At 63.1% G+C, this 24,100-nt stretch carries 20 protein-coding genes; 7 read left to right on the top strand and 13 right to left on the bottom strand.

Going from position 1 to position 24,100, the window contains the following annotated elements; genetic code table 11:
• Positions 1-3 precede the first annotated feature (3 nt).
• The 3 genes from WA950_RS07855 to WA950_RS07845 all read right to left on the bottom strand — a co-directional run bounded on the left by WA950_RS07855 (position 4) and on the right by WA950_RS07845 (position 3,922).
• Positions 4-1,146 (bottom strand): ABC transporter ATP-binding protein, encoded by a 1,143-nt coding sequence (locus tag WA950_RS07855; protein ID WP_424551144.1) that lies wholly within the window; start codon positions 1,144-1,146, stop codon positions 4-6.
• 81 nt (positions 1,147-1,227) lie between these two features.
• The gene (locus WA950_RS07850; protein WP_424551174.1) at positions 1,228-2,337 is read right to left on the bottom strand and encodes a polyamine ABC transporter substrate-binding protein; all 1,110 of its coding nucleotides are present in this window, start codon (positions 2,335-2,337) and stop codon (positions 1,228-1,230) included.
• Positions 2,338-2,506: 169 nt separating this feature from the next.
• On the bottom strand, positions 2,507-3,922 hold the full coding sequence (locus tag WA950_RS07845) for a helix-turn-helix domain-containing protein (protein ID WP_424551143.1): 1,416 nt from the start codon (positions 3,920-3,922) through the stop codon (positions 2,507-2,509).
• A gap of 218 nt (positions 3,923-4,140) precedes the next feature.
• Here WA950_RS07845 and aceA point away from each other — a divergent pair, with 218 nt between their 5' ends.
• Complete coding sequence (gene aceA, locus WA950_RS07840; RefSeq protein WP_424551142.1) at positions 4,141-5,430, top strand: isocitrate lyase; 1,290 nt, start codon at positions 4,141-4,143, stop codon at positions 5,428-5,430.
• 80 nt (positions 5,431-5,510) lie between these two features.
• Entirely contained in the window at positions 5,511-5,750 is a 240-nt protein-coding gene (locus tag WA950_RS07835; protein ID WP_226920376.1) for a hypothetical protein, read from the top strand.
• 74 nt (positions 5,751-5,824) lie between these two features.
• Here WA950_RS07835 and WA950_RS07830 read toward each other — a convergent pair whose 3' ends face one another.
• The 5 genes from WA950_RS07830 to WA950_RS07810 form a co-directional block, all read right to left on the bottom strand.
• Positions 5,825-6,211 (bottom strand): VOC family protein, encoded by a 387-nt coding sequence (locus tag WA950_RS07830; RefSeq protein ID WP_424551141.1) that lies wholly within the window; start codon positions 6,209-6,211, stop codon positions 5,825-5,827.
• Between the two features lie 24 nt (positions 6,212-6,235).
• Positions 6,236-6,841, bottom strand: a complete 606-nt coding sequence (locus tag WA950_RS07825; protein ID WP_424551140.1) for an RNA polymerase sigma factor — start codon at positions 6,839-6,841, stop codon at positions 6,236-6,238.
• Positions 6,842-7,000: 159 nt separating this feature from the next.
• Positions 7,001-9,523 (bottom strand): methyl-accepting chemotaxis protein, encoded by a 2,523-nt coding sequence (locus WA950_RS07820; protein WP_424551139.1) that lies wholly within the window; start codon positions 9,521-9,523, stop codon positions 7,001-7,003.
• Between the two features lie 236 nt (positions 9,524-9,759).
• Positions 9,760-9,897 (bottom strand): hypothetical protein, encoded by a 138-nt coding sequence (locus tag WA950_RS07815; RefSeq protein WP_424551138.1) that lies wholly within the window; start codon positions 9,895-9,897, stop codon positions 9,760-9,762.
• A 152-nt stretch (positions 9,898-10,049) separates the two neighbouring features.
• Positions 10,050-11,231, bottom strand: a complete 1,182-nt coding sequence (locus tag WA950_RS07810) for an NAD(P)/FAD-dependent oxidoreductase (RefSeq protein WP_424551137.1) — start codon at positions 11,229-11,231, stop codon at positions 10,050-10,052.
• Positions 11,232-11,398: 167 nt separating this feature from the next.
• Here WA950_RS07810 and WA950_RS07805 point away from each other — a divergent pair, with 167 nt between their 5' ends.
• From WA950_RS07805 to edd, 5 genes are all read left to right on the top strand, one after another.
• A complete protein-coding gene (locus WA950_RS07805) occupies positions 11,399-12,838 on the top strand; it encodes a glutamine synthetase family protein (protein ID WP_424551136.1) in 1,440 nt (479 codons plus the stop codon).
• 95 nt (positions 12,839-12,933) lie between these two features.
• Positions 12,934-14,217 (top strand): NAD(P)/FAD-dependent oxidoreductase, encoded by a 1,284-nt coding sequence (locus tag WA950_RS07800; RefSeq protein ID WP_424551135.1) that lies wholly within the window; start codon positions 12,934-12,936, stop codon positions 14,215-14,217.
• Positions 14,218-14,314: 97 nt separating this feature from the next.
• Positions 14,315-15,787 (top strand): glucose-6-phosphate dehydrogenase, encoded by a 1,473-nt coding sequence (gene zwf, locus WA950_RS07795; RefSeq protein ID WP_424551134.1) that lies wholly within the window; start codon positions 14,315-14,317, stop codon positions 15,785-15,787.
• A gap of 9 nt (positions 15,788-15,796) precedes the next feature.
• Positions 15,797-16,495 carry a 6-phosphogluconolactonase gene (gene pgl, locus WA950_RS07790; RefSeq protein ID WP_424551133.1) on the top strand — a complete coding sequence of 233 codons (699 nt, stop codon included), beginning with the start codon at positions 15,797-15,799 and terminating at the stop codon, positions 16,493-16,495.
• Between the two features lie 124 nt (positions 16,496-16,619).
• A complete protein-coding gene (edd, locus tag WA950_RS07785; RefSeq protein ID WP_424551132.1) occupies positions 16,620-18,440 on the top strand; it encodes a phosphogluconate dehydratase in 1,821 nt (606 codons plus the stop codon).
• Positions 18,441-18,472: 32 nt separating this feature from the next.
• Here edd and WA950_RS07780 read toward each other — a convergent pair whose 3' ends face one another.
• From WA950_RS07780 to WA950_RS07760, 5 genes are all read right to left on the bottom strand, one after another.
• The gene (locus WA950_RS07780; RefSeq protein ID WP_424551131.1) at positions 18,473-18,883 is read right to left on the bottom strand and encodes a hypothetical protein; all 411 of its coding nucleotides are present in this window, start codon (positions 18,881-18,883) and stop codon (positions 18,473-18,475) included.
• Positions 18,884-18,986: 103 nt separating this feature from the next.
• Positions 18,987-20,078 (bottom strand): ABC transporter ATP-binding protein, encoded by a 1,092-nt coding sequence (locus WA950_RS07775; RefSeq protein ID WP_424551130.1) that lies wholly within the window; start codon positions 20,076-20,078, stop codon positions 18,987-18,989.
• A 76-nt stretch (positions 20,079-20,154) separates the two neighbouring features.
• Positions 20,155-21,807, bottom strand: a complete 1,653-nt coding sequence (locus WA950_RS07770; protein WP_424551129.1) for an alpha-glucosidase — start codon at positions 21,805-21,807, stop codon at positions 20,155-20,157.
• An 80-nt stretch (positions 21,808-21,887) separates the two neighbouring features.
• On the bottom strand, positions 21,888-23,033 hold the full coding sequence (locus WA950_RS07765; protein ID WP_424551128.1) for a carbohydrate ABC transporter permease: 1,146 nt from the start codon (positions 23,031-23,033) through the stop codon (positions 21,888-21,890).
• Position 23,034: 1 nt separating this feature from the next.
• A complete protein-coding gene (locus tag WA950_RS07760; RefSeq protein WP_424551127.1) occupies positions 23,035-24,045 on the bottom strand; it encodes a carbohydrate ABC transporter permease in 1,011 nt (336 codons plus the stop codon).
• Positions 24,046-24,100 lie beyond the last annotated feature (55 nt).

The raw sequence follows: 24,100 nt of genomic DNA, 5'->3' as shown, positions 1-24,100 counted from the left end.
CGGTCAATCCTTCAACACGACGCCGGCCGTTTCCCCAAAGGAGATCCAGACCTTTTCGTCATAGGAAATCGGATTGTCCACCTCGCGCTGGGCATTCAGCATGGAGGCCTTCACGACCTTGCCGCTGTCAAGCTTGACATGGAAGACGGTCATGTCGCCGAGATAGCCGATATCCCAGATTTCGCCCGTGGCCGCGTTGACGGTGGCATCCGCCGGCGCCGCGCGCGTCACCTTCATCTTCTCCGGGCGGATGGCGAAGCCCGCGGAACTGCCCGGTGCGGGATCGTTGCCGGTCGCCGTGCGAACCGTGAAGCCATCGTTCGTGACAAGTTCGATCCTGCCGTTGCCGCTGGCCGATACCTTGCCGTCGAGGATATTCACGTCGCCGATGAAGTCGGCGACGAAGCGCGAATTCGGCGCTTCGTAGATTTCGGCGGGCGTCGCAACCTGGATGACCTTGCCGTGGCTCATCACCGCGATGCGGTCGGCCATGGTCATCGCCTCCTCCTGGTCGTGGGTCACCACGACGAAAGTGAGGCCGAGCTCCTGCTGCAGGTCCATCAGCTCGAACTGGGTTTCCTCGCGCAGCTTCTTGTCGAGCGCGCCGAGCGGTTCATCGAGCAGCAGCACCTTGGGGCGCTTGGCGAGCGAACGGGCCAGCGCCACGCGCTGCCGCTGGCCGCCGGAGAGCTGGTGCGGCTTGCGCTTTGCAAATTTTTCGAGCTTCACCAGCTTCAGCATCTGGGTGACGCGCTCGGCTATCTCGTTCTTCGGCATGCCGTCCTGGCGCAGGCCAAAGCCGATATTGCTCTCCACCGTCATGTGGGGGAACAGCGCGTAGGACTGGAACATCATGTTGACAGGCCGCCTGTAGGGCGGGATGGCGGCGATGTCCTGACCATCGAGGATGATTTCTCCGGAGGTCGGGCGCTCGAAACCCGCCAGCATGCGCAGGAGCGTGGACTTTCCGCAGCCGGATGCGCCCAGAAGCGCGAAGAATTCGCGGTGATAGATGTTGAGGGTAAGATCATCGACGGCGGTGAAATCGCCGAACCTCTTCGTGACATTGCGGAACGTGATGAATGGCTTTGCGTCCGGATCCGTCCATGGCGCGAAGGAGCGACGGATATTGCCGAGAGATTTCATTGCGTTTCCCCAACTCTCTTTTTCTGGCAGTTCTAATGAAATTGCCCGGAAACAGGTTCCGGGCAATTCGCGTCGAACCGGTTACTGGCCGGTCACGACCCTGGTCCAGGTTCGCGTGAAGATGCGCTGCGTCTTGGAATCCAGCGTCGTGTTGGTGAAGAGCTTCTTCAGGGTCGCGTCGTCCGGATAGATCGTCGGGTCCTTCATGATGTCTTCCGGCAGAAGGGCCTGCGAGGCCTTGTTGCCGTTGGCGTAGTGGACATACTCCGTCGACTTGGCGATGACTTCCGGCCGCATGATATAGTTGAGGAAGGCGTGCGCCTCATCGACATGCGGCGCGTCTGCGGGAATGGCCATCTGGTCGAACCACATCTGCGTGCCTTCCTTGGGAATGGCGTAGCCGACTTCCACGCCGTTGCCGGCCTCTTCCGCGCGATCACGCGCCTGGAAGATATCGCCGGACCACCCGACGGCCGCGCAGATGTCACCATTGGCAAGGCCGTTGATGAATTCGGACGAATGGAACTTGCGCACGAAGGGCCGTACTTTCAGCAGGGCCTCTTCCGCCTTGGCGACATCCGCCGGATCGTGGCTGTCGGGATTGAGGCCGAGATAGGCGAGCACGACGGGGATCATGTCGGTCGGCGAATCGAGGAAGTTGATGCCGCAATCCTTGAGCTTGGCGGCATATTCCGGATCGAAGACCACCTTCCAGCCATCGATCTCGTCGGTGCCGAGAGCTTCCTTGAGCTTGGCCTTGTTGTAGCCGATGCCGATCGTGCCCCACATGTAGTTGATCGAGTATTCATTGCCCGGATCGAACGGCTGCATGCGTTCGCTCACCATGTCCCACATGTTCGAAAGATTGGGCAGCTTGGACTTGTCGAGCTTCTGGTAGACGCCCGCCGCGATCTGGCGCTGGAGGAAGGTGTTGGTCGGAACCACGACGTCGTAGCCCGTGCCGCCTGCAAGAAGCTTCGTCTCCAGAATCTCGTTGGAATCGTAGACGTCGTAGACGACCTTGATGCCCGTTTCCTTCGTGAAATCGTCAATGATCGACGCGTCGATATAATCTGACCAGTTATAAACGTGAACGACTTTTTCCTGTGCGAGGGCGCTGCCCGCGCCAAACAGCGCAACAGCGGCGACGGTCGCCAGAAGAGTATGTCTTGTCATTGATTTTTCTCCCAGTTTCTTTCACGGACCTATGAGTTCGTATGAAGAACTGTCACCGATTATGGATGTTTTTCAAGAGGCGACAAGCTGCATTCTACGCAAACAACGGACGATTTTTTATATCACATTATCCTTATTCCTATCATATTTGAAGCTTTAACGCTGATGGAAAGCAAGCGGAAATTTACTGGAAGTCGAAAAGGCTCAACCCCGCGACCATTTCATCAAGACCGAGCGGTCGCGTGACGGGCGGCTCGGCCCGCGCCAGGCAACCCTGCCGCTCGCAAAGCCGGCAGGCCTTGCCGACGGCAATTGCCCCTGCATGGCGCACCGCCTCTCCATAGACCGTATCCTCCGCATGGGCGGCATCGCAGCCGATAAGAAGCGCCGTACGGCGCACTCGCTCCGCAAAGACGGCCTGCGGGCCTTCCAGCGTACGGGAGATCGTCAGGAAGGCGGCGCCGTCCGGCATTTCCACGCGGTCGACCAGGATCTGCCCCGGCTGGGAAAAGGCGGAATGCACGTCGAGCTTGGGACAGCCGCCGCCGAAACGGGCCTGCGGAAAACCCTGCGCGCCGGCGCGACGGAAGCGATTGCCGGCATTGTCCATCTCGAGAATGAAGAAGGGCAGGCCCGTCCTGCCCGGCCGCTGCAACATGGTAAGCCGGTTCGCCGCCTGCTCGTAGGAAACGCCGAAGCGCGAGCGCAGCACGTCGACATCGTAGCGCGCGCGCTGCGCGGCGGAATGAAACGCCTCGTAGGGCATCATCAGCGCATGGGCGGCGTAACGCGCCAGCTCAAAACGGGCGATGCGCTTTGCCTCCGCGCTCGAGAAGGCAAGCAGGTCCAGTTCCGCGAAGATTTCATCCTGAAGCGCGAGCTGCACCGTTTCCATGGCGATCTCGCGCAACTGGTCGAACGGCGACAGGCGTTCGGACAGGAAGAGACGCATGGAATGCCGGTCGAAACGGCGCCTGAGGTTCGGCATCGTATGGACCGGCAGCAGGCGCACGACGACCCCGTGTTCCTTGCGCAGCCAGCCCTTGAGCGCTGCCGCAAGGTCGTCGCCGGGCGTCAGCGCCGCGTGAAACCGCTCGGCCGCCTCGTCGATGGCGCCGAAATAGTTGGGACGGTTTTCCAGCTTGTCGCGCACCTCGTCCATCGGCAGCAATGCGCCTGAAAGCATGGTCGCATGCCCTTCCCGGGCGAGCACTTCGGCCAGATCGGTGAGGCGTGCGGCCTGTTCGCGATAGGCACGGTAGAGCTTCAGGATGCCGCTCGCGACATTCGGCGCCGCATCGGCGATCTCCACCAGCTCGTGATCGCCCGGTAGCTCGCCGGAGAGCAGCGGATCGGCAAAGACCTCGCGCAGCTGGCGCGCGTTGCCGGCGCTTTCGCCCTGGAGCTCTTCGAGGTCCACCTTGTAGACGGAGGCGAGCCGCAGCAGCAGCTGCACCGTCAGCGGCCTCTGGTTGCGCTCGATGAGATTCAGATAGGAGGGCGAGATCGACAGGCCTTCGGCCATCGCCGTCTGGGTGAGGCCGAGCGTGTTGCGGATGCGCCGGACTTTCGGGCCGGCAAAAATCTTATTCTCCGCCATATGTCAAATCCTTTACACGATCGCGCCACCAACATCTTTTACAAGATTTACTTTTTTACAGCGCTACTTTGTCAAAGGCAACACATCATTACCCGAATGCGACGGCGTTTTTGCGGTTTTTCCTCGCCTATTGTGCACCGCGATGTAAATATAGTCACATGAAATCGGGCAACGCGCTGCCCCATAATCTGATCCCAAGACATACACCGGAGGACAATATGACTGATTTTTACAACATCGTTCCGAGCGCACCGAAGGGCCGCTTTGACGGGATCGAGCGTCCCTATACGGCCGAAACGGTCGAGCGGCTGCGCGGCTCGGTCCAGATCCGGCATACGCTTGCCGAAAACGGCGCGAACCGGTTGTGGAAGCTCATCCACGAGGAAGACTTCGTCAATGCACTCGGCGCGCTGTCCGGCAACCAGGCCATGCAGATGGTCCGCGCCGGTCTGAAGGCGATCTATCTCTCCGGCTGGCAGGTCGCCGCCGACGCCAACACGGCCTCGGCCATGTATCCCGACCAGTCGCTCTATCCGGCAAATGCCGCACCGGAGCTTGCCAAGCGCATCAACCGCACGCTCCAGCGCGCCGACCAGATCGAGACGGCGGAGGGCAACGGCCTGTCGGTCGACACCTGGTTCGCGCCGATCGTCGCCGATGCGGAAGCCGGCTTCGGCGGCCCGCTCAACGCATTCGAGATCATGAAAGCCTTCATCGAGGCGGGCGTCGCCGGCGTTCACTTCGAGGACCAGCTGGCCTCGGAAAAGAAGTGCGGCCATCTCGGCGGCAAGGTCCTGATCCCGACCGCCGCGCATATCCGCAACCTTGACGCCGCACGCCTTGCCGCCGACGTCATGGGTACATCGACGCTGATCGTCGCGCGCACCGACGCCGAGGCCGCCAAGCTTCTGACCTCCGACATCGACGAGCGCGACCAGCCCTTCGTCGACAGGGACAAGGGCCGCACGGTCGAAGGGTTCTACCAGGTCAAGAACGGCATCGAGCCGTGCATTGCCCGCGCCATCGCCTACGCGCCGCATTGCGACCTGATCTGGATGGAGACCGGCAAGCCGGATCTCGAGCAGGCCCGCAAGTTTGCCGAAGCGGTGCACAAGGCGCATCCGGGCAAGCTGCTCGCCTACAATTGCTCGCCCTCGTTCAACTGGAAGAAGAACCTGGACGACGCGACGATCGCCAAGTTCCAGCGCGAGCTGGGTGCGATGGGCTACAAGTTCCAGTTCATCACGCTCGCCGGCTTCCACCAGCTGAACTACGGCATGTTCGAGCTTGCCCGCGGCTACAAGGATCGCCAGATGGCAGCCTATTCCGAGCTGCAGGAAGCGGAATTCGCCGCGGAGATCAACGGCTACACCGCGACCAAGCACCAGCGCGAAGTCGGCACCGGCTATTTCGATGCCGTTTCCATGGCGATCACCGGCGGACAGTCCTCGACCACCGCCATGCATGAATCGACCGAGCACGAACAGTTCCGCCCGGCCGCCGAGTAACCCGACCCGTCAACCATTCATGAACCCCGATAGAGCCGCATTTCCTACCCGGAAAATGCTCGAATAAGAGGAGAAATGCCATGACAGTCCAGACCCGCGTCAAGGAACGAGCCGAAGAACAGGCTTCCGCCATGACCGCCGACCAGCAGGCCATGATCCGCATGGTCGCCAATGACCTGCACCGCCTCAACCAGTCCGTCATGAAGGCGGTCGAGGCCGGCGTGTCGGTCGAGCTCGTCCGCTCCGCCCGCCACCACGGCGGAGAGGGAAACTGGGGTGACCTCCTGATCCCCGTCATCGTGACGCAGGGTCGCGGCTGACACGGCATATCCAGTCAAAAAGGAAATCCCCGGCGTTCCCTGCGCCGGGGATTTTTGTCTTGCGCGCCGCCGGCCTATGTCAGCGCTCTCGGCACGTCTCCCGCCTGGTAGAAGGAAACGATCTGGCCGTCGGGATCACGAAAGTCGGCAAACCAGCCGCCGGGCGCCTCCGACACCGGCGTGACGATCTCCACGCCTGCCGCCGCCAGCCGCTCGATCAGCGTGTCGATGCCGCCGTCGGCAAGGCCGAAGACCACGTTCGGCGTGTTGCCGGGTTTTGGATCTCCCTCGAAGACCATCAGGTCGACTTCCCGACCGATCTTCGTCATCAGAAAGGCGCTTCCGTCCTCCTCATCGTATCGCTCGAACGCGATACCGAGATGTTCATGGTAGAACGCTCTCGTGCGCTCGATATCGGCGACATTGAAAATGATCGTCACGCCGTTGAAATTCAGGCTCATGGAATTCTCCTTCTGTTGCGCATCCTAGTTGCCGCCGCCGGGCGAAACGTGATCGCGCCTCGAAAAGAAAATCGGAATCCCATCCGGATCGCGAATGGCGAAGACACGCGCCGCATGAGGGCGGAGGGCCGACTTCAGGCGGCGGCGTGCAAGACCGTCGGCGGCCAGCGGAGGGGCGCTGCCGAAAACCGTGGCGTCATCGCCAAAGGCATGAAAGGCTTTGCGCAATCCGCCGAGGCGCTGGCGGAAGGCCGTGTCGCTCAGTCCCAGCAGGTACGCAATCTCCACCCGGTTGAGATCAAGATTGACGAGAAGCGCCACGATGCGCTGTGCCGGCGGAAGTGACGACGTGAACGCCTGAGAAAAACGGGGCGGCGTTGCAGGCACGGCGACCGTCGCCTCCCAGGCGGTCTCGCGTGCCCGCCGCCGCGCCGCCGTCCGCGCGGTAAAGCGCGCATGGTTGCGGATCGCACCCTTTGCCCAGGCCACGAATCCCGGATCGCTGATCTTGCGTCCCCTGGCGACCGCCAGCAGGAGCACGTCCTGAACCAGATCGTCGGCTTCATGACCGGCGCGGCTGTGCCGACCCGCGCATTGTCGCAACGCCGCCAGGATCGTGTTGTGCGTCATCTCCACCACCGGATCGAAAAGACATATCGACAGCGCCGCGCCTGAAACACATCGAGGGGCGGATATCCGCCCCTCGATGATCTTATCACGGCGTGGCAGCCATAGTCCTATGCGGTAAAACCGGCGGGATTTCCAATACCGGCCTGCCCGCGCGGCCGATCAGGCCGCGCGATAGACCGCCGGCTCGTCGGCCTCCAGGCGGAACTGCTCGACCAGCATCATCAGCGTATCGGCATCGCCCGCCAGCTTGCGGCTGGCGGTCGTGGTGAGGTCGACCATCGAGGCGTTCTGCTGGGTCATCTGGTCCATCTGGTTGACGGAACCGTTGACCTCCTGCAGCGCCGCCGCCTGGTCGCGGCTCGCCGTCGCCATCATGTCCACATGCTGGCTGACGGTGACGATCTGCTGGCTGATCGAGGCGAGCACTGCGCCCGTCTCCTGCACCAGGTGCGAACCGGCGCTGACTTCGCTCGTCGATTTCTCGATGAGGCCCTTGATCTCCTTGGCCGCCTGGGCGGACCGCTGGGCAAGTTCGCGCACTTCCTGCGCCACGACGGCAAAGCCCTTGCCGGCCTCACCCGCGCGGGCGGCTTCGATACCGGCATTGAGGGCGAGCAGGTTGGTCTGGAAGGCGATATCGTCGATGACCTCGATGATCTGCTCGATCTGGCGCGAAGCCCCCTCGATGCGGCCCATCGCGGCGATCGCATTGCTGACCACCGAGGCGGAGCTGTCGGCGCTGCGCTTGGTCGTGCCGACGACAAGGTTCGCCTCATGCGCCCGCTCGGCGGAGGAGCGCACGGTCGCCGTGATCTGTTCGACGGCGGCGGCCGTTTCCTCCAGCGAGGAGGCCTGCGATTCGGTGCGCTTTGACAGCGCATCGGCCGAATGGAGCATGTCCGAGCCGCTGCGCTGGATCGACAGCGCGTTGGTACGGATCTGGCCGAGCGTATCCTGCAGGCGGACGAGCGAGACGTTGAAATCCTGGCGAAGCTGTTCGAGGCGGCCGGTGAAGGGCGTCTCGATCTGGCTCGACAGGTCGCCCTGCGCAAGGCGGCCGAGACCGGCGGCAAGCGCATCGACGGCAAAGTTGATCTCGCGGTCGAGGGACTGCTTTTCGGCGTCGTTGCGGGCACGATCGGCTTCCGCCGCGGCGCGCTGCTGCTCGCTTTCCTCCTCGATGCGGATCTTCGACAGGGCGTTCTCCTTGAAGACGCCCAGCGCGCGGGCCATGTCGCCGATCTCGTCGGCGCGGTTTTCGCCCGAAATGCCCGTATCGAGGAAGCCATCCGCCAGGCGGCGCATCGCGCCGGTGATCTGGCCGATCGGCCCCTTCAGCGTCAGCACCAGCGCGATGCCGGCAAGGACGGCGATCGCGGCACCGGCGACGGTCGCAAAGACCGAAACCTGGTTTGCCTTCTCGCGTTCGGTGCCTGCGCTGGTCTTCTGCTCTTCGGCGAACTGGCTGAGCAAATTCCAGATGGTGTCGATCGACTGGCCGGCGGCCTCGAAATCGGCAGCGCGCTCGGTGCTGATCTTCACAAGCGCGGCGCTATCGGCCTCGATCCGTTCAAGCAACGGCTTCAATGTTCCATCCACCTTCTCGAAGAAGGGAAGATCGCTTGCCGCACCGCGCAGACCGTTCATGTCGATGCGCAGGATCGTCAGGTTGCCGAGCAGCTTGACGCGGTTGTTCTCTGACGTCTGGCCGAGGAAACGCGCGGCGGCGACTTCGATCTCGTCGATCGAGGACACCAGCTTGCGCGTGGCTCCGAGGATCGCTTCCGACTTGATGATCGGCGTGTCGAGTTCGTTGAAGGTGCGGGTCGCTTCACGCATTTTCTCGGCAGCGGCGCCCTGAAGCTGGATGGTAACCTGACGGAAGCGGTTCACCCGGCGCCCGATATCCGGCACCGTGACGCTCGCCGGATCCTTCGAGGCCAGGAAGCCGCTCAGTTCCTCAATCGTGTTGCGGATGGTGATCAGGACCACCTTCTGGTTCTTCGGCAGGATCGTCGAAATCGAGCGTTCGGTCTTGGAAAGGAGCGGGTAGCGCTCCTTGACGATCTTGAGCTGGTCGTCCGGCGTTGCACCGCGGCTGAATTCGGACAGGAAATCGCCGAAGAACTTGCTGGCATTGGTCAGGCGTTCGGCTTCGCGCAGCATGCTCTTGGCGGAATTCTCGTTCTGCCGCACCGTGCGCTGGAGCTTCGTCGCCTCGTCGAGAATCTTCACCTGCTCGCTGGAGAGGGTGCTCAGATTCTTCGTCATCGTCTCATGCAGGCCGATCTCGCTCTGATAGAGCGACCAGAGACCATCCATACGGGCCTGAATGCCCTTGGTCTGTTCTTCGGCATCCATCAGCTTGGACTTGTCGGCATCGGGAGCCAGACCATCCATTGTGGCCTGAAGGACCCCGACCTGCGCGGTCAGGCGCTCCTGAACAGCATTGCGGCTTTCCTCGCTGGTATTCTGCAGAAAGCGGTTCATGCCTGCATAGACATCCTTGAAGCCGCTGAGCGACTGGAGAACGCTATTGGAAATTTCCATGCGGCCTTGCAGGAGGCCAGAGGCGTAGAGCCCCGTGAAGCCCACGGCGCAGATGCTGAGCACGAAGGGCAGAATGAAGACCAGAACCTTCGTCTGGATCTTGAAGCGGGCAAGAATCTTGTCAATGAACATGGCGGAACATCCGTTGTCGGCGTGCTCCCCCCTGCCCTTTTCGGGCCTCCCCAGGATTTGGACGCCGGATTACCGACTTTCATGCGGCTGCAATGCCGCTAATCCGGGGGAGCAATCATTGCCACCGCGTCAGCATCCTCATGGCGACGCGGCGTCCGGAACCCAATCCGGCGATCATCGACGGCAATCTTTAAGATTTTCTCACCGTTGAACCGATTTATGACAACCGGGCGACGCTAGAAAAGGAGGGCGGCAACCAGCGCGACAAGGCCCGCGGCAAGCGTGCAGTTGATGCCGACGGCAAGGAGGCGCCGGCGGCTCTCCTGGGCGGCTGCGATGGCGATGGCGCGAGCCGGGCGATTTCTGGAAGACATGCGGCATACTCCCTACGCGATACAGGTAACCGGACGACCCGGCGCGCCGGCCCCCATCATCTGTCTCTTTCTGCGGGAAGTGGACAGATATTGCCGACATTTCGGAAGCATCCGCCCCAAGGCCTTAAAGGATGGTAAAGACCGGGGCGATCTCAGGCGTCCTGACCTGCCGCGTGGCCTGAAGCCCAGGCCCACTGGAAATTGTAGCCGCCGAGCCAGCCGGTCACGTCCACCGCCTCGCCGATGAAATAGAGGCCCGGCACCGTCTTCGTCGCCATGCTGCGGGAATCGAGCCCGGCCGTATCGACGCCACCGAGGGTGACTTCCGCCGTCCGATAGCCCTCCGAGCCCGGTGGGCGCAGACGCCAGTCGCGCAGCCGCTGGACAAGCGCCTCGATGCGGCGGCCCGGCTGTTCGGCAAGCGGCCCGTCGATGCCGAGTTCGGTGACGAGAAGTTGCGCCAGCTTCTTCGGCATGTGCTCGGCCAGCACGGTCTGCATTGCCTGCCGGCCATTCTGGCGCCGCGCGGCGGCGATCACGGCTGCAAAATCGACATCCGGGCGGATGGACAGGGATATCTCCTCGCCCTCGCGCCAATAGGAAGAGATCTGCAGGATGGCGGGGCCGCTGAGGCCCCGATGGGTGAAAAGCGCCGCTTCGCGGAATTCCGTCTTGCCGTGCCGGACGACGACATCGGTCGACACGCCCGGCAATCCCTCATGGGCCGCCAGCGTCGCAGGATCGAGCATCAAGGGCACAAGCCCGGCGCGGGTCTCGACGACGGAAAGACCGAACTGCTCGGCAATGTGATAGGCAAGGCCGGTCGCGCCCATTTTCGGGATCGACTTGCCGCCGGTCGCGATGACAAGCGACGCGGCCTCGACGGTGCCGCTGTCCGTGACGATGCGGAAGCCATTGCCGTCATGAGCGACCGTATTCATCGACGTCGAAAGCCGCAACTCCGCGCCCACCGCCTTCATCTCGGCAAGCAGCATGGCGATGATGTCCTTCGCCGAATTGTCGCAGAAGAGCTGCCCCAGCGTCTTTTCATGCCAGGCGATGCGGTGCCGCTCGACCATGTCGAGGAAATCGCGCGGCGTATAGCGGGCGAGCGCCGACTTGCAGAAATGCGGATTGGTCGAGAGGAAATTCTTCGGCCCGGCATGGATGTTGGTGAAGTTGCAGCGGCCGCCGCCGGAAATGCGGATCTTTTCGCCGGGCGCGCGGGCATGGTCGATGACGAGCACGCGACGCCCGCGCCTGCCGGCCTCGATGGCGCACATCATGCCTGCCGCGCCTGCCCCGATGATGACGACGTCCCGCCGCTCTGCCACGTATCCTGCCCCTGTTCGATGCCTTCCTTTCGGCCATCCCGGCCGAATGTCAACCGACGCCTTGCGCACAAATTCCTGAAAAATCGCGATTTCCACCCCCGGGGGGGAGCTAGTAAAGGGCTTAACTCAGGCTATGATGGCTCCATCGTCAACAAAAACGGTGCCTCATGCCGCCCAAGAAGAGAGTCGCTACCCCCACCATCGAGAAAGCCGCACGCTCCGCCAAAATCCCTCCCGCTATCAGCGTGCCGCGCGGGGTAAAGACCTGGAAGGACGCCGCAGACTGGTTGAGAGCCCGCGGCATTGAGGATATCGAATGCATCACGCCCGACCTTGCCGGCGTGCCGCGCGGCAAGATGATGCCGTCCTCGAAGTTCACCTCGAACACGTCGCTGGCGCTGCCCTCCGCGCTCTACCGCCATACGATCTCCGGCGACTATCCGGAAGAAACCGGCAATTTCCGCTATGAGCCGCGCGACAGCGACCTGAAGCTCGTGCCAGACCTTTCCACGCTTTGCGTCGTGCCGTGGGAGAGCGATCCGACCGCGCAGGTCATCTGCGATATCGTCGGCTCGACGGGCGAGAACGTGGCCTATACGCCGCGCAACGTGCTGAAGAACGTCGTCAAAATGTACACCGATCGCGGCTGGAAGCCGGTCGTCGCGCCCGAGATCGAATTCTATCTCGTCGCCATGAACGACGACCCGGACTATCCGCTACATCCGCCGAAGGGCCGTTCCGGCCGTTCCATCCAGGGTGGCCAGGGCTACTCCATCGCCGGGATCAACGAATTCGACGAACTGATCGACGACATCTATCATTTCTCCGAAAAGCAGGGTCTCGAGATCGATACCCTGATCCACGAGGAAGGACCGGCGCAGCTCGAGATCAACCTTCGCCACGGCGATCCGATCGAGCTGGCCGACCAGGTGTTCCTGTTCAAGCGCACGATCCGCGAGGCGGCGCTGAAGCACGGCATCTACGCCACCTTCATGGCCAAGCCCATGCAGGGTCAGGCGGGCTCGGCGATGCACATCCACCAGTCGGTGGTCGATATCGCGACCGGCAAGAACGTGTTCTCCAATCCGGACGGCTCGGCCTCCAGGGAGTTCTTCCACTTCATCGGCGGCATGCAGGCCTATGTGCCGAAGACGCTGGTGATGATGGCGCCCTATGTGAATTCCTATCGCCGCCTGACACCCGACATGTCCGCCCCGGTGAACAATGCCTGGGGCTACGACAATCGGACGACCGCCTTCCGCGTGCCGGTATCGGATTCCGCCTCACGGCGCATCGAGAACCGCCTGCCGGGATCGGACGCCAATCCGTATCTTGCGCTTGCTGCCTCGCTCGGCTGCGGCCTGCTCGGCATCATCAACCAGGTCGAGCCGAGTGCACCGACGGAGGATACCGCCAACGAGGGCACGATCGACCTGCCGCGCGGCCTGCTGGAGGCCGTGTCGCTGCTCGAATCGGATCCGGCGCTTGCGGATGTGCTCAGCGCGGAGTTCATCGGCCTCTATGCCGGCGTGAAGCGCGGCGAGTTCGAGACCTTCATGCAGGTGATCAGTCCCTGGGAGCGCGAGTTCCTGCTGCTCAACGTCTGAGCGGCCCGGCGGTCCGGGTCGCCGTAGAGATCAGACAATGAGAGCGGCCGGCGCCCCGGCGCGCCGCCGCACCCTCTTGAACACGAGTGTGTGCAATGCCCTGGCAAAGCCCGATTTCCCCCGGCATCTCCTGGTATGAGGCAAGCGCCGGAGAACGCCCCGAATATGCCCCCTTCGACGGCTCCGTCGATACGGATGTCGCCATTGTCGGCGGCGGCTTCACCGGCCTGCAGGCCGCCTACAACCTCGCGAAGAAGGGCGTGCGCGTCACGCTCATCGAGGCGCATCGCTTCGGCGACGGCGCGTCCGGGCGCAATGGCGGCCAGCTCGGCACCGGCCAGCGCGCCGAGGCGGAGGAACTGGAGGCCGAACTCGGCTACGAGCGCGCACGCGCCCTGTTCGACCTTGCGGAAAACGCCAAGCGCCACATCCACGATTTCGCCAGTGCCCGGAACCTCGACATCGACTATGTTCCCGGCCAGCTCAACGTGAGCCACAAGGCGAGCTACGAAAAGGGTTTTCGCGATCATGTCGAGATCGCCGCAACCCGCTACGGCTATCCGCACATGCACTACATGGGCCGGGCGGAGACGGAAGAGCGGGTCGGCTCCAAGCGCTTTCATTTCGGCATCCGCGACACCGGCACCGGGCACATCCACCCGATGAAGCTGATCATCGGCATCGCCCGCGCGGCACAGGCGGCAGGCGCGAGCCTGCACGAAAGGACCCCTGCCCTGAAGATCGAGCGGACGGGCGGCAAGGCGGTGATCACGACCGCGAAAGGCACCATTCGCGCCGACAGGGCCCTGATCGCCTGCAACGCCCATATCGGCAACCTGGAACCGAAGACGGCGGCCCATGTCATGCCGATCCGCTCCTTCATCGGCGCGACGGTGCCACTCGACAGTTTCCCGTCGATCATTCCCGGCGGCGAGGCGATCGCCGACACGCGATTCGTCGTGCGCTATTTCCGCAAGACGCGCGACGGCCGGCTGCTGTTCGGCGGGCGCGAGGCCTATTCCGAAAATCTCGATGACATGACCCCGCCCATCCGCCGGCAGATCGAAGAGGTCTATCCGGAATTGAAGGGCATCGAGCTTACGCATGCCTGGGGCGGCTCGGTCGGCATCACCATGCCGCGCAAGCCCTATGTGCGCGAGGTCATGCCCGGCATCACGACGATCGGCGGCTATTCCGGCCACGGCGTCATGCTGTCGAACTATTGCGGCAAGCTCTATGCCGAGGACGTGACGGGCGGCAGCGCCGAACTCGACCAGTTGAAGGCCTTCAAAATTCCCGCTTTCCCTGGTGGAGCACGCTTCCGTTCGCCGCTTCTGTTGCTCGCCATGACGTGGTACGCGCTGCGCGACAAGCTCTGAGCAGTCGCAAACGTCGATTTTGTTGTGTTGCACACTGGCATTTTTAAATCGATTAGATTATAACACCCGGCAACAGAACTAGATCGAGATATATCCGATGAGCAGCCAGATCATTCCCGTTGACCCCTTCGACTATGTCGTTTTCGGCGGAACCGGCGATCTTGCGGAACGCAAGCTCCTTCCCGCCCTCTATCACCGACAGCTCGCCGGACAACTCTCCGACCCGACGCGCATCATCGGTGCGTCGCGAACGGCCTATACGGATGCGGAATACCGCAAGTTCGCCGTCGATGCGCTGAAGGAGCACCTGAAGGCGGACGAATTCGACGAGGCGGAGGTCAAGGCCTTCTGTGACCGGCTGTTCTACGTCGCCGTCGACGCCAAGTCCGATCAGGGCTGGGACAAGCTGAAAGACCTTCTCGATGAGGGCAAGGAGCGCGTGCGCGCCTTCTATCTCGCCGTGGCTCCCGGCATTTTCGGCGACATTTCGGAAAAGATCCGCGACCACAAGCTCATCACCAAGCACACCCGCATCGTCGTCGAAAAGCCGATCGGCCGGGACCTTGCCTCTGCCGACGAGCTCAACAACACGATCGGCAAGGTCTTCCGCGAAGAACAGATCTTCCGCATCGACCACTATCTCGGCAAGGAGACGGTGCAGAACCTGATGGCGCTGCGCTTTGCCAATGCGCTCTACGAGCCGCTGTGGAACTCCGCCCATATCGACCATGTGCAGATCACGGTGGCCGAATCCGTCGGTCTGGAAAGCCGTGCCGGCTACTACGACAAGGCCGGCGCGCTGCGCGACATGGTGCAGAACCACATTCTCCAGCTGCTCTGCCTTGTCGCCATGGAAGTTCCGACATCCATGGATGCCGAAGCGGTGCGTGACGAAAAGCTCAAGGTGCTGCGCGCGCTGAAGCCGATCGACCAGTACAATGTCGAGCGCCTCACGGTGCGCGGCCAGTACCGCGCCGGCGCCTCGGCGGGCGGCCCGGTCAAGGGCTATCTCGAAGAGCTGGAAGGCGGCGTCTCCAACACCGAGACCTTCGTCGCCATCAAGGCCGAGATCGGCAACTGGCGCTGGGCGGGCGTGCCCTTCTACATCCGTACGGGCAAGCGTCTTGCCACGCGCATGTCGGAAATCGTCATCACCTTCAAGCCGATCGCGCATTCGATCTTCGATGCTTCGGCCGGCCGCATCGAGCAGAACCAGCTCATCATCCGCCTGCAGCCCGACGAAGGCGTCAAGCAGTCGCTGATGATCAAGGATCCCGGCCCGGGCGGCATGCGCCTGCGCAACGTCTCGCTCGACATGAGCTTTGCCGAGGCCTTCGACGCGCGCAATGCCGACGCCTACGAGCGCCTGCTGCTCGACGTCATCCGCGCCAACCAGACGCTCTTCATGCGCCGCGACGAAGTCGAGGCCGCATGGCGCTGGATCGACCCGATCCTGAAGGCCTGGGAAGCGACCGGCCAGCAGGCGCAGGGTTATACCGCCGGCACCTGGGGGCCGAGCCAGGCCATCGCTCTCATCGAGCGCGACGGCCGCACATGGCATGAAACGTAAGGAAGGCCGATGAGCGCGAGACTGCATGAATTCACGGACGGCGCGGCGCTGGCCGAAGGGCTGGCGGACCGGGTTGCCGTCCAGCTTGCGGAAGCCGTTGCCGCCCGCGGCAAGGCCACGATCGCGGTGTCGGGCGGCTCCACGCCGAAGGCATTCTTCAAGGCGCTGTGCACCCGCGACATCGACTGGGCCAAGGTGACGATCACGCTCGTTGACGAACGGTTCGTGCCGGCGGACAATCCGCGCTCGAACCACCTTCTCGTCGCCGACAACCTGCTTCAGGGCAATGCGAAGGCCGCGAACTTCCTGCCGCTCTACCGGAATGCCGGCAGCGCGGAAGAAGCCGCGACCATCGTGTCCAGGGATGCGGGCGCGCTCGGCCACCCGTTTGACGTCGTCATCCTCGGCATGGGAACGGATGGCCATACGGCCTCGTTCTTCCCCGGCGGTAGCAAGTTGGCCGAGGCCATTTCGGCGCAAACGCCGCGCGGCCTCATCACCATGGAAGCGGAAGGCGCAGGCGAAACCCGCCTCACCTTCACCTTCGCCAGCCTTCAGGATGCGCGTCTTCTGGTGCTGCATATCGAGGGCCAGGGCAAGAAGGACGTTCTTGCTGCGGCCACGAACGACGGCCCGGAGGAAGACATGCCGATCCGCGCCATCCTGCGCCGTGCGGCTACGCCGCTCGATATCTACTGGGCGCCCTAGAGCGCCCAGCCGGCTGAAGCCGAACATGACTGGCGTCGCAAGGGCGCCGTTTCCCCGCGGATGGCGCAGCTCTTTCGCTCGCCTTGCCGTGAAAGAACGCAATCGAGAGAGTCAGGATAGTCCCATGTCCGCCGACAAACGCATCGAAGCCATCACAGCCCGCATCGTCGAACGCTCGAAGCCATCGCGCGAAGCCTATCTCGGCCGGGTGCGCGCCGCCGCCGCCAAGGGCGTGCACCGCGCCGTGCTCTCCTGCGGCAACCTTGCGCATGGATTTGCAGTCTGTTCCCCCGCCGAAAAGGACGCACTCGCCGGCGACCGCGTTCCGAACCTCGGCATCATTACCTCCTACAACGATATGCTCTCGGCCCATCAACCCTTCGAGACCTATCCGGCGCTCATCCGCAAGGCGGCGCACGAGGCGGGTGGTGTGGCGCAGGTTGCCGGCGGCGTGCCGGCCATGTGCGACGGCGTCACCCAGGGGCAGCCGGGCATGGAGCTTTCGCTGTTCTCGCGCGACCTGATCGCGATGGCGGCGGGCATCGGCCTGTCGCACAACATGTTCGATTCGGTCGTCTATCTCGGCGTCTGCGACAAGATCGTGCCGGGCCTCACCATCGCCGCGCTCACCTTCGGCCACCTGCCCGCCGTCTTCATTCCGGCCGGGCCCATGACCTCCGGCCTGCCGAACGACGAGAAGGCCCGCGTGCGCCAGCTCTTCGCCGAGGGCAAGGCGGGCCGCGCCGAACTGCTCGAAGCCGAATCCAAGTCCTATCACGGCCCCGGCACCTGCACCTTCTACGGCACCGCCAATTCCAACCAGATGCTTATGGAAATCATGGGCTTCCACATGCCCGGCGCCTCCTTCATCAATCCGGGCACGCCGCTGCGCGACGCGCTGACGCGGGAAGCAACCAAGCGGGCTCTTGCCATCACCGCGCAGGGCAACGAGTTCACCCCGGCCGGCGAGATGATCGACGAACGCTCGATCGTCAACGGCGTCGTGGGCCTGCATGCCACCGGCGGCTCGACCAACCACACGCTGCACCTTCTCGCCATGGCGCGCGCTGCCGGTATCGTGCTGACCTGGAAGGATATTTCCGATCTGTCCGACGTGGTGCCGCTGCTTGCCCGCGTCTACCCGAACGGGCTGGCCGACGTGAACCATTTCCACGCGGCAGGCGGCATGGGATTCCTCATTCAGGAACTGCTGAAGACGGGCATGCTGCATGACGATGTGCGCACCGTCTACGGTCAGGGCCTCAGTGCCTATACGATCGATCCGAGGCTCGGCGAGAACGGTACCGTGCACCGCGAGCCCGCGCCGAAGGTCAGCCACGACCCGAAGGTGCTCGCCAGTATCGAAACCCCCTTCCAGCCGACCGGCGGCCTCAAGATGCTGACGGGCAATATCGGCAGCGCCGTCATCAAGACCTCCGCCGTGAAGGCGGAGCGCCATGTCATCGAGGCACCGGCAAAGGTCTTCCACGACCAGCAGGAACTCAACATCGCCTTCAAGAACGGGGAACTGACGGGGGACTTCATCGCCGTCGTGCGTTTCCAGGGTCCGAAGGCCAACGGCATGCCGGAACTGCACAAGCTCACCACAGTGCTCGGCATCCTGCAGGATCGCGGCCAGCGCGTGGCGCTGCTCACGGACGGGCGCATGTCCGGCGCTTCCGGCAAGGTGCCCGCCGCCATCCACGTAACACCGGAAGCGGTCGACAACGGGCCGATCGGCCGCATCCGCAATGGCGACATCATCCGACTGGACGCCACCCACGGCACGGTGGAGGTTCTGGTGGACGCCGCCGAATTTGCCGCCCGCCCGCAGGCCGCGGTCGATCTCTCCGGCAACGAATTCGGCATGGGCCGCGAACTCTTCGCCCCCTTCCGCGCGATTGCGGGACCGGCGGATCACGGGGCCAGCGTGCTGTTCGCTTGAGAGCGGAGGGGCGTTTCGCCCCTCTTTTCGTCTCAGCTATAGATATCCAGCGTCCGGTTCTGGTGGTTGCGGTGCGTCGAGTAGACGAAGATGCGCTGCAGGTCCTTGTCGGAGAGCAGGCGCAGGAAGCGGGCCTCCACCACATCATTCGTATAGACGCGCTGCGTCAGGCAGCCGATCATCGGGATGCGGGCGCTGACAATGTCGAGATAGAAGTTTCTCGGCAGCTCGAACTTCGTCGTCATGGAGATGACCGCGCCGCTCCGTGACAATTTGACGATCACGCCGCGACGGGAGACGAGGTTGACGATGCCGCCGCTCTCGGTGAATTCGAGGCGGGCCTCGTTGCAGGTATCCTCCATCGGGAAGCTTTTCTCCCGATCGTACATGAAGGACTCTTCCTTGCTCAGGTAGCTGTTTCGCCCTCTATCCTGAATACTCATCCGCCTGCTATCCTCGGCACCGCCATTTTCCGCGAAAAGCCTAGGCAGGAACGCTTAACATCGGGTTGAGCGGCAGGGCTAATTCCTGCCGCCCGGGGCCGGTTTACCCGGCCCGATAGCTCTTGCCAGCGGTATCGAAGAGATGCAGCTTCGCCTTGTCCGCCGTGAAGCGGACCTTGTCGCCGCGCTTGACATCGAGGATGCCCGGAATCTTGGCGATGATCGGCTCGCCCTCCACCAGACCGTCTATATAGAGGAGCGTCACCTCGCCGAGCGCCTCGACGATCGACACTGTCCCCTCGAAGAGGAAGTCCTCGCCCGATATGATCTGCAGGTCTTCCGGCCGCACGCCGAAGCTCGCGACCTTGCCGATTTCCGAGGCAGCCGTCGGGATATCGACGCTGCAGGCGCGCCCGCCGGTCAGTTCCAGCGAGGTCGCTTCACCGGCGGCGGTGATCTTTGCCGGAATGATGTTCATGGCCGGCGAGCCGATGAAGCGGGCGACGAAGAGGTTTGCCGGACGCTCGTAGAGTTCCAGCGGCGGGCCGACCTGCTCGATATGGCCGGCAGAGAGCACGACGATACGGTCGGCGAGCGTCATCGCCTCCACCTGGTCATGCGTCACATAGATCATCGTCGTATCGGCCATCTGCTCGTTGAGTTTGGCGATCTCGATGCGGGTCGCCACCCGCAGCGCCGCGTCGAGGTTGGACAACGGCTCGTCGAAGAGGAAAACCTTCGGGTCGCGGCAGATGGCGCGGCCGATGGCGACGCGCTGACGCTGGCCACCCGACAGCGCCTTGGGCAGGCGGTCGAGATAGCTGGTGAGTTGGAGGATGTCGGCGGCAGCGCGCACGCGCCGGTCGATCTCCTCCTTGCTCTCTCCGGCAATCCGCATGCCGAAAGCCATGTTGTCATAGACGGTCATGTGAGGGTAGAGCGCATAGGACTGGAACACCATGGCGATGCCGCGCTTCGAGGGCGGCACGTCGTTGACGCGCTCGCCATCGATCAGCATATCGCCGCCGGTGATTGCCTCAAGGCCCGCGATCATCCGCAGGAGGGTCGACTTACCGCAGCCGGAGGGGCCGACGAAGACGATGAACTCGCCCTGCTTGATATCGAGATCGATGCCGTGGATCACATCCACCGCACCATAGGATTTTCGGATATCCTTGAGCACCAGCCCTGTCATGTTCCTGTCTCCCCTTAGTCCTTGTTGACGCAATTCCGAGTGTAAGCCGCTTCACGCGTTGACGGGAACTGCTGCGTTACGCGAAGCGGGCGAAAAATCCGCTCCAGGCCGGAAGTTCGATGTTTTCCTCATGCATCAGGCTTTCGAAACCGTGGCCCTCCAGCACTTCCAGCGTACCCGCCGGAAGGTCGGCAAGGCGCGCGACCGGGCTCATGTTGAAGGCGCAGAAGATCTTCTCGTTGCCGTGCGTGCGCACGAAGGAAAGAATCGCGCCCTCGGCCGAATGGAATTCGATCTCGCCCTTGGCGAGCGCCGCATGCCCCTTGCGGAAGGCGAGAAAGCGCCGGTAATGCGCAAGTACCGAAGTCGTGTCGCCATCCTGCACGTCGACGGCGCGTTCCAGATGGGCGGCGGGCACCGGCAGCCACGGCTTGCCGGCGCTGAAGCCACCCGATGGCTCGCGGCTATCCCAGACCATCGGCGTGCGGCAGCCGTCGCGGCCCTTGAAATCCGGCCAGAACTGGATGCCGTAGGGGTCCTGAAGGTCCTCATAGGCAAGTTCGGCTTCCGGCAGGGCAAGCTCCTCACCCTGATAGAGGCAGACCGAGCCGCGCAGCGACATCAGCAGGCTCGCGAGCAGCCTGGCATGGGCGTCGTGGTCGGTGACGGCATTGCCCCAGCGGCTGACATGGCGCATCACGTCGTGGTTTGAGAAGGCCCAGCAGACCCAGCCCTCGGGCGCAGCCTTTTCCAGCGCATGCTGGGTCTCGGCGACGAAGGCCGGTGTCAGTGGCTCGGGCGCAAGGAACTCGAAGGCATAGCACATATGCATCTTGTCGCCGCCGGACGTGTATTCGCCGGCGATCTCGAGGCCCCGCTGGCTGTCGCCCACCTCGCCCACGGCGGCGATGGCCGGAAACTCTTCCATGACGGCGCGAAAACGCTTCAGGAACTCCAGATTCTCCGGCTGGTTCTTGTCGTAGAGATGTTCCTGGTAATTGTAGGGGTTCACGGCCGGCGCGGTCTGCGCATTGCGGCGCTCGGGCGCGAGCGACGGGTTGTCGCGCAATTCCTTGTCGTGGAAGTAGAAGTTGATCGTGTCGAGGCGGAAGCCGTCGACGCCGCGCTCGAGCCAGAAGCGGGCAACCGAGAGCAGCGCGTCCTGAACCTCCGGATTGTGCAGATTGAGGTCCGGCTGCGAGGTCAGGAAGTTGTGCATGTAATATTGCAGGCGTGTCGGATCCCATTGCCAGGCCGAACCGCCGAAGATCGACAGCCAGTTGTTGGGCGGCGTGCCGTCGGGCCGGGAATCCGCCCAGACGTACCAGTCCGCCCGCGGGTTCGTTCGCCGGGAGCGGCTTTCGACGAACCAGGGGTGCTTGTCGGATGTGTGCGACAGGACGAGATCGATCATGACGCGGATATCGAGGCGGTGGGCTTCGGCGATCAGCGCGTCGAAATCGGCCAGCGCGCCGAAGATCGGATCGACATCCTGATAGTCCGACACGTCATAGCCGAAGTCCTTCATCGGCGAGGTGAAGAAGGGCGAGATCCAGATCGCATCCACCCCGAGGGAGGCGACATGGGAAAGGCGCTCGGTGATGCCCTTCAGGTCGCCAATCCCGTCGCCATTGGTGTCCTGGTAGGAGCGCGGATAGATCTGGTAGATCACCGCGCCGCGCCACCAGTCCTTGTCCGGCTGGATGAGAGTTGAATCCGACGTCGTCATTCTCGTTTGTCCTGTCTTCAGTTTTCTTCTTGCGCAATTGCGGAGGCAAACCCGCTTCGCACTTTGCTGCAATTGCCTTGTCAGCCGCCCTTGACCGACCCCGCCAGCAGGCCGCGCACGAGGTAGCGCTGCAGGCTGAAGAAGACGATGAGGGGGACGATGATGGTGATGAAGGCGGAAGCCGTGAGGATTTCCCAGTTGCCGCCGCGCGAGCCGAGCAGGTTCACGAGACGTCCGGTCAGCACCAGTTCGTCATTGCCCGTGCCGAGGAAGACCATGGCGACGAGCAGGTCGTTCCATGTCCACAGGAACTGGAAGATGGCGAAGGAGGCGAGCGCCGGAAAGGAAAGCGGCAGGATGATCTTCACGAAGATATCGAAATCGCTGGCCCCGTCGACCCGGGCGGATTCCATGATCTCGCGCGGCAGGCCGGCCATGTAGTTGCGCAGGAGATAGACTGCGAGCGGCAGGCCGAAGCCCATATGGGCGAGCCATATGCCGACATAGGTCTTGGCCGGCACGCCGAAGAAGGCGCCGACGCCATTGTAGAGCCGAAGCAGCGGGATCAGCGACATCTGCAACGGCACTACGAGCAGGCCGACGATGACGGCGATCAGGATCGCCCGGCCGGGAAACGGCATCCAGGCGAGCGCATAGGCGCAGAAGGCGGCAACGAGGATCGGGATGATGGTGGAGGGGATCGCCACCGTCAGCGAGTTGATGAAGGAGGAACCGATACCGGCGGCGCTCAGCACTTCGCGGTAATTGTCGAGCGTGAAGCGCGGCGGCACGGAAGCGGTGTAGAAGATGCGCTGGCCGCGCGTTCCTTCCATCTTCGTCGGCGAGACGATCTCGTAACTACCGTCCGCGTTGACGGTCAGCGTCTGGCCGTCACCGATATCGGCCGGGGTGCCCGCCTCGAAGGCCGCCGGCTGCATGGGGCGGACGCCGAAGGCGGAGACCTTGGCGTCGCCGCCCTCCAGGAGGTCACCGGCGATGACGAACGCGCCATCGCGCTCGACCTGCGCATCCGGGGCGGCGGCGCGGCCGGTCAGGTTCTGCGAGGAGGTGGAGAGCGCGGTCCACCAGCCGGAGACGGCGAGCTGGTCCTTGTCGCGCAGCGAGGAGATCAGCAGACCGGCGGTCGGCAGCGTCCAGAGCGCGACGATCAGCAGGACGGAGAGATGGACGACGATGGTGAGCGGCGAACGGGATGTGGCAATCATCTCAGCGACCTTCCATTTCCTTGGTGGCGTTGCGGATGTTCCAGATCATGATCGGAATGACGAGGATCATGATGACGACGGCAATGGACGCGCCGCGCCCGAAATCGCCGCCGCCGCGGAACATCCAGTCGAACATCAGGTTCGCCAGAACCTGCGTCTGCCACTGGCCGTTGGTCATGGCGAGCACGATGTCGAAGACCTTGAGGACAAGGATGGTGATCGTCGTCCAGACGACGGCGATCGTGCCCCAGATCTGCGGCACCATGATCTTGAAGAAGATCTGGAAGCCGTTCGCGCCGTCGATGACGGCCGCCTCGATGGTCTCTTCCGGAATGCCGCGCAGCGCCGCCGACAGGATCACCATGGCAAACCCGGTCTGGATCCAGATCAGGATGACCATCAGAAAGAAGTTGTTCCAGAAGGGGATGGTCATCCAGGCTTCCGGCGCACCGCCGAAGGCGACGACAATGGCGTTGAGGATGCCGATCTGCTCGGAGCCCTCAGAGCGATAGTCATAGACGAACTTCCAGATGACGGCGGCGCCGACGAAGGAGATCGCCATCGGCATGAAGATCAGGGTCTTTGCGATATTGCCCCACCAGATGCGGTCGGTGAGCGCGGCAATGACAAGGCCGAAGAAGGTGGAGAGCGCCGGCACCACCAGCAGCCAGAGGAAATTGTTGAAGATCGACTGGCGGAACTCGCCGTCGCCCAGCATCCAGACATAGTTGCTGACGCCGACGAACTGCTGGCCGGACCGGTCGTGGAAGGAGAGCCGCACCGATTCGATGACCGGATAGACGAGATAGATCGCCAGCGCGAAAAGCGCGGGGGCCATGAAGAGCCACGGCCGTATGGCATTGGTGAGCCGGAGGTTGTGGGATGCCTGCGCTCCGCTCAGCCCCTTGGAGGGGAACATCTTGTCGAGCAGCCAGTTCGTTCCAAAGAAATAGACGACGCAGGCGAAAACGCCCCCCACCATCGTGAAGATGGCGAATAACAATTGCTGCATGGCAGTTCCTCCCCAGGAATGCTCGCCTCACGGACCGCGAGCGGCGCATCGATCG

The sequence above is a fragment of the Shinella sp. genome, from assembly GCF_049651085.1.
Taxonomy (GTDB): domain Bacteria; phylum Pseudomonadota; class Alphaproteobacteria; order Rhizobiales; family Rhizobiaceae; genus Shinella.
Note: the sequence above shows the minus strand (reverse complement) of the source record. Positions and strands in the feature narration are given on the sequence as shown.

Excerpts from the sequence above, each read along its gene's own strand:
- WA950_RS07805 (WP_424551136.1), top strand. The coding sequence starts at position 11,399 with ATGCCGCCCAAGAAGAGAGTCGCTACCCCCACCATCGAGAAAGCCGCA.
- WA950_RS07820 (WP_424551139.1), bottom strand. The coding sequence starts at position 9,523 with ATGTTCATTGACAAGATTCTTGCCCGCTTCAAGATCCAGACGAAGGTT.
- WA950_RS07835 (WP_226920376.1), top strand. The coding sequence starts at position 5,511 with ATGACAGTCCAGACCCGCGTCAAGGAACGAGCCGAAGAACAGGCTTCC.
- WA950_RS07855 (WP_424551144.1), bottom strand. The coding sequence starts at position 1,146 with ATGAAATCTCTCGGCAATATCCGTCGCTCCTTCGCGCCATGGACGGAT.
- WA950_RS07760 (WP_424551127.1), bottom strand. The coding sequence starts at position 24,045 with ATGCAGCAATTGTTATTCGCCATCTTCACGATGGTGGGGGGCGTTTTC.
- pgl (WP_424551133.1), top strand. The coding sequence starts at position 15,797 with ATGAGCGCGAGACTGCATGAATTCACGGACGGCGCGGCGCTGGCCGAA.
- WA950_RS07780 (WP_424551131.1), bottom strand. The coding sequence starts at position 18,883 with ATGAGTATTCAGGATAGAGGGCGAAACAGCTACCTGAGCAAGGAAGAG.
- edd (WP_424551132.1), top strand. The coding sequence starts at position 16,620 with ATGTCCGCCGACAAACGCATCGAAGCCATCACAGCCCGCATCGTCGAA.
- WA950_RS07845 (WP_424551143.1), bottom strand. The coding sequence starts at position 3,922 with ATGGCGGAGAATAAGATTTTTGCCGGCCCGAAAGTCCGGCGCATCCGC.
- WA950_RS07800 (WP_424551135.1), top strand. The coding sequence starts at position 12,934 with ATGCCCTGGCAAAGCCCGATTTCCCCCGGCATCTCCTGGTATGAGGCA.
- WA950_RS07830 (WP_424551141.1), bottom strand. The coding sequence starts at position 6,211 with ATGAGCCTGAATTTCAACGGCGTGACGATCATTTTCAATGTCGCCGAT.
- WA950_RS07825 (WP_424551140.1), bottom strand. The coding sequence starts at position 6,841 with ATGACGCACAACACGATCCTGGCGGCGTTGCGACAATGCGCGGGTCGG.
- WA950_RS07765 (WP_424551128.1), bottom strand. The coding sequence starts at position 23,033 with ATGATTGCCACATCCCGTTCGCCGCTCACCATCGTCGTCCATCTCTCC.
- WA950_RS07775 (WP_424551130.1), bottom strand. The coding sequence starts at position 20,078 with ATGACAGGGCTGGTGCTCAAGGATATCCGAAAATCCTATGGTGCGGTG.
- aceA (WP_424551142.1), top strand. The coding sequence starts at position 4,141 with ATGACTGATTTTTACAACATCGTTCCGAGCGCACCGAAGGGCCGCTTT.
- WA950_RS07770 (WP_424551129.1), bottom strand. The coding sequence starts at position 21,807 with ATGACGACGTCGGATTCAACTCTCATCCAGCCGGACAAGGACTGGTGG.
- WA950_RS07815 (WP_424551138.1), bottom strand. The coding sequence starts at position 9,897 with ATGTCTTCCAGAAATCGCCCGGCTCGCGCCATCGCCATCGCAGCCGCC.
- zwf (WP_424551134.1), top strand. The coding sequence starts at position 14,315 with ATGAGCAGCCAGATCATTCCCGTTGACCCCTTCGACTATGTCGTTTTC.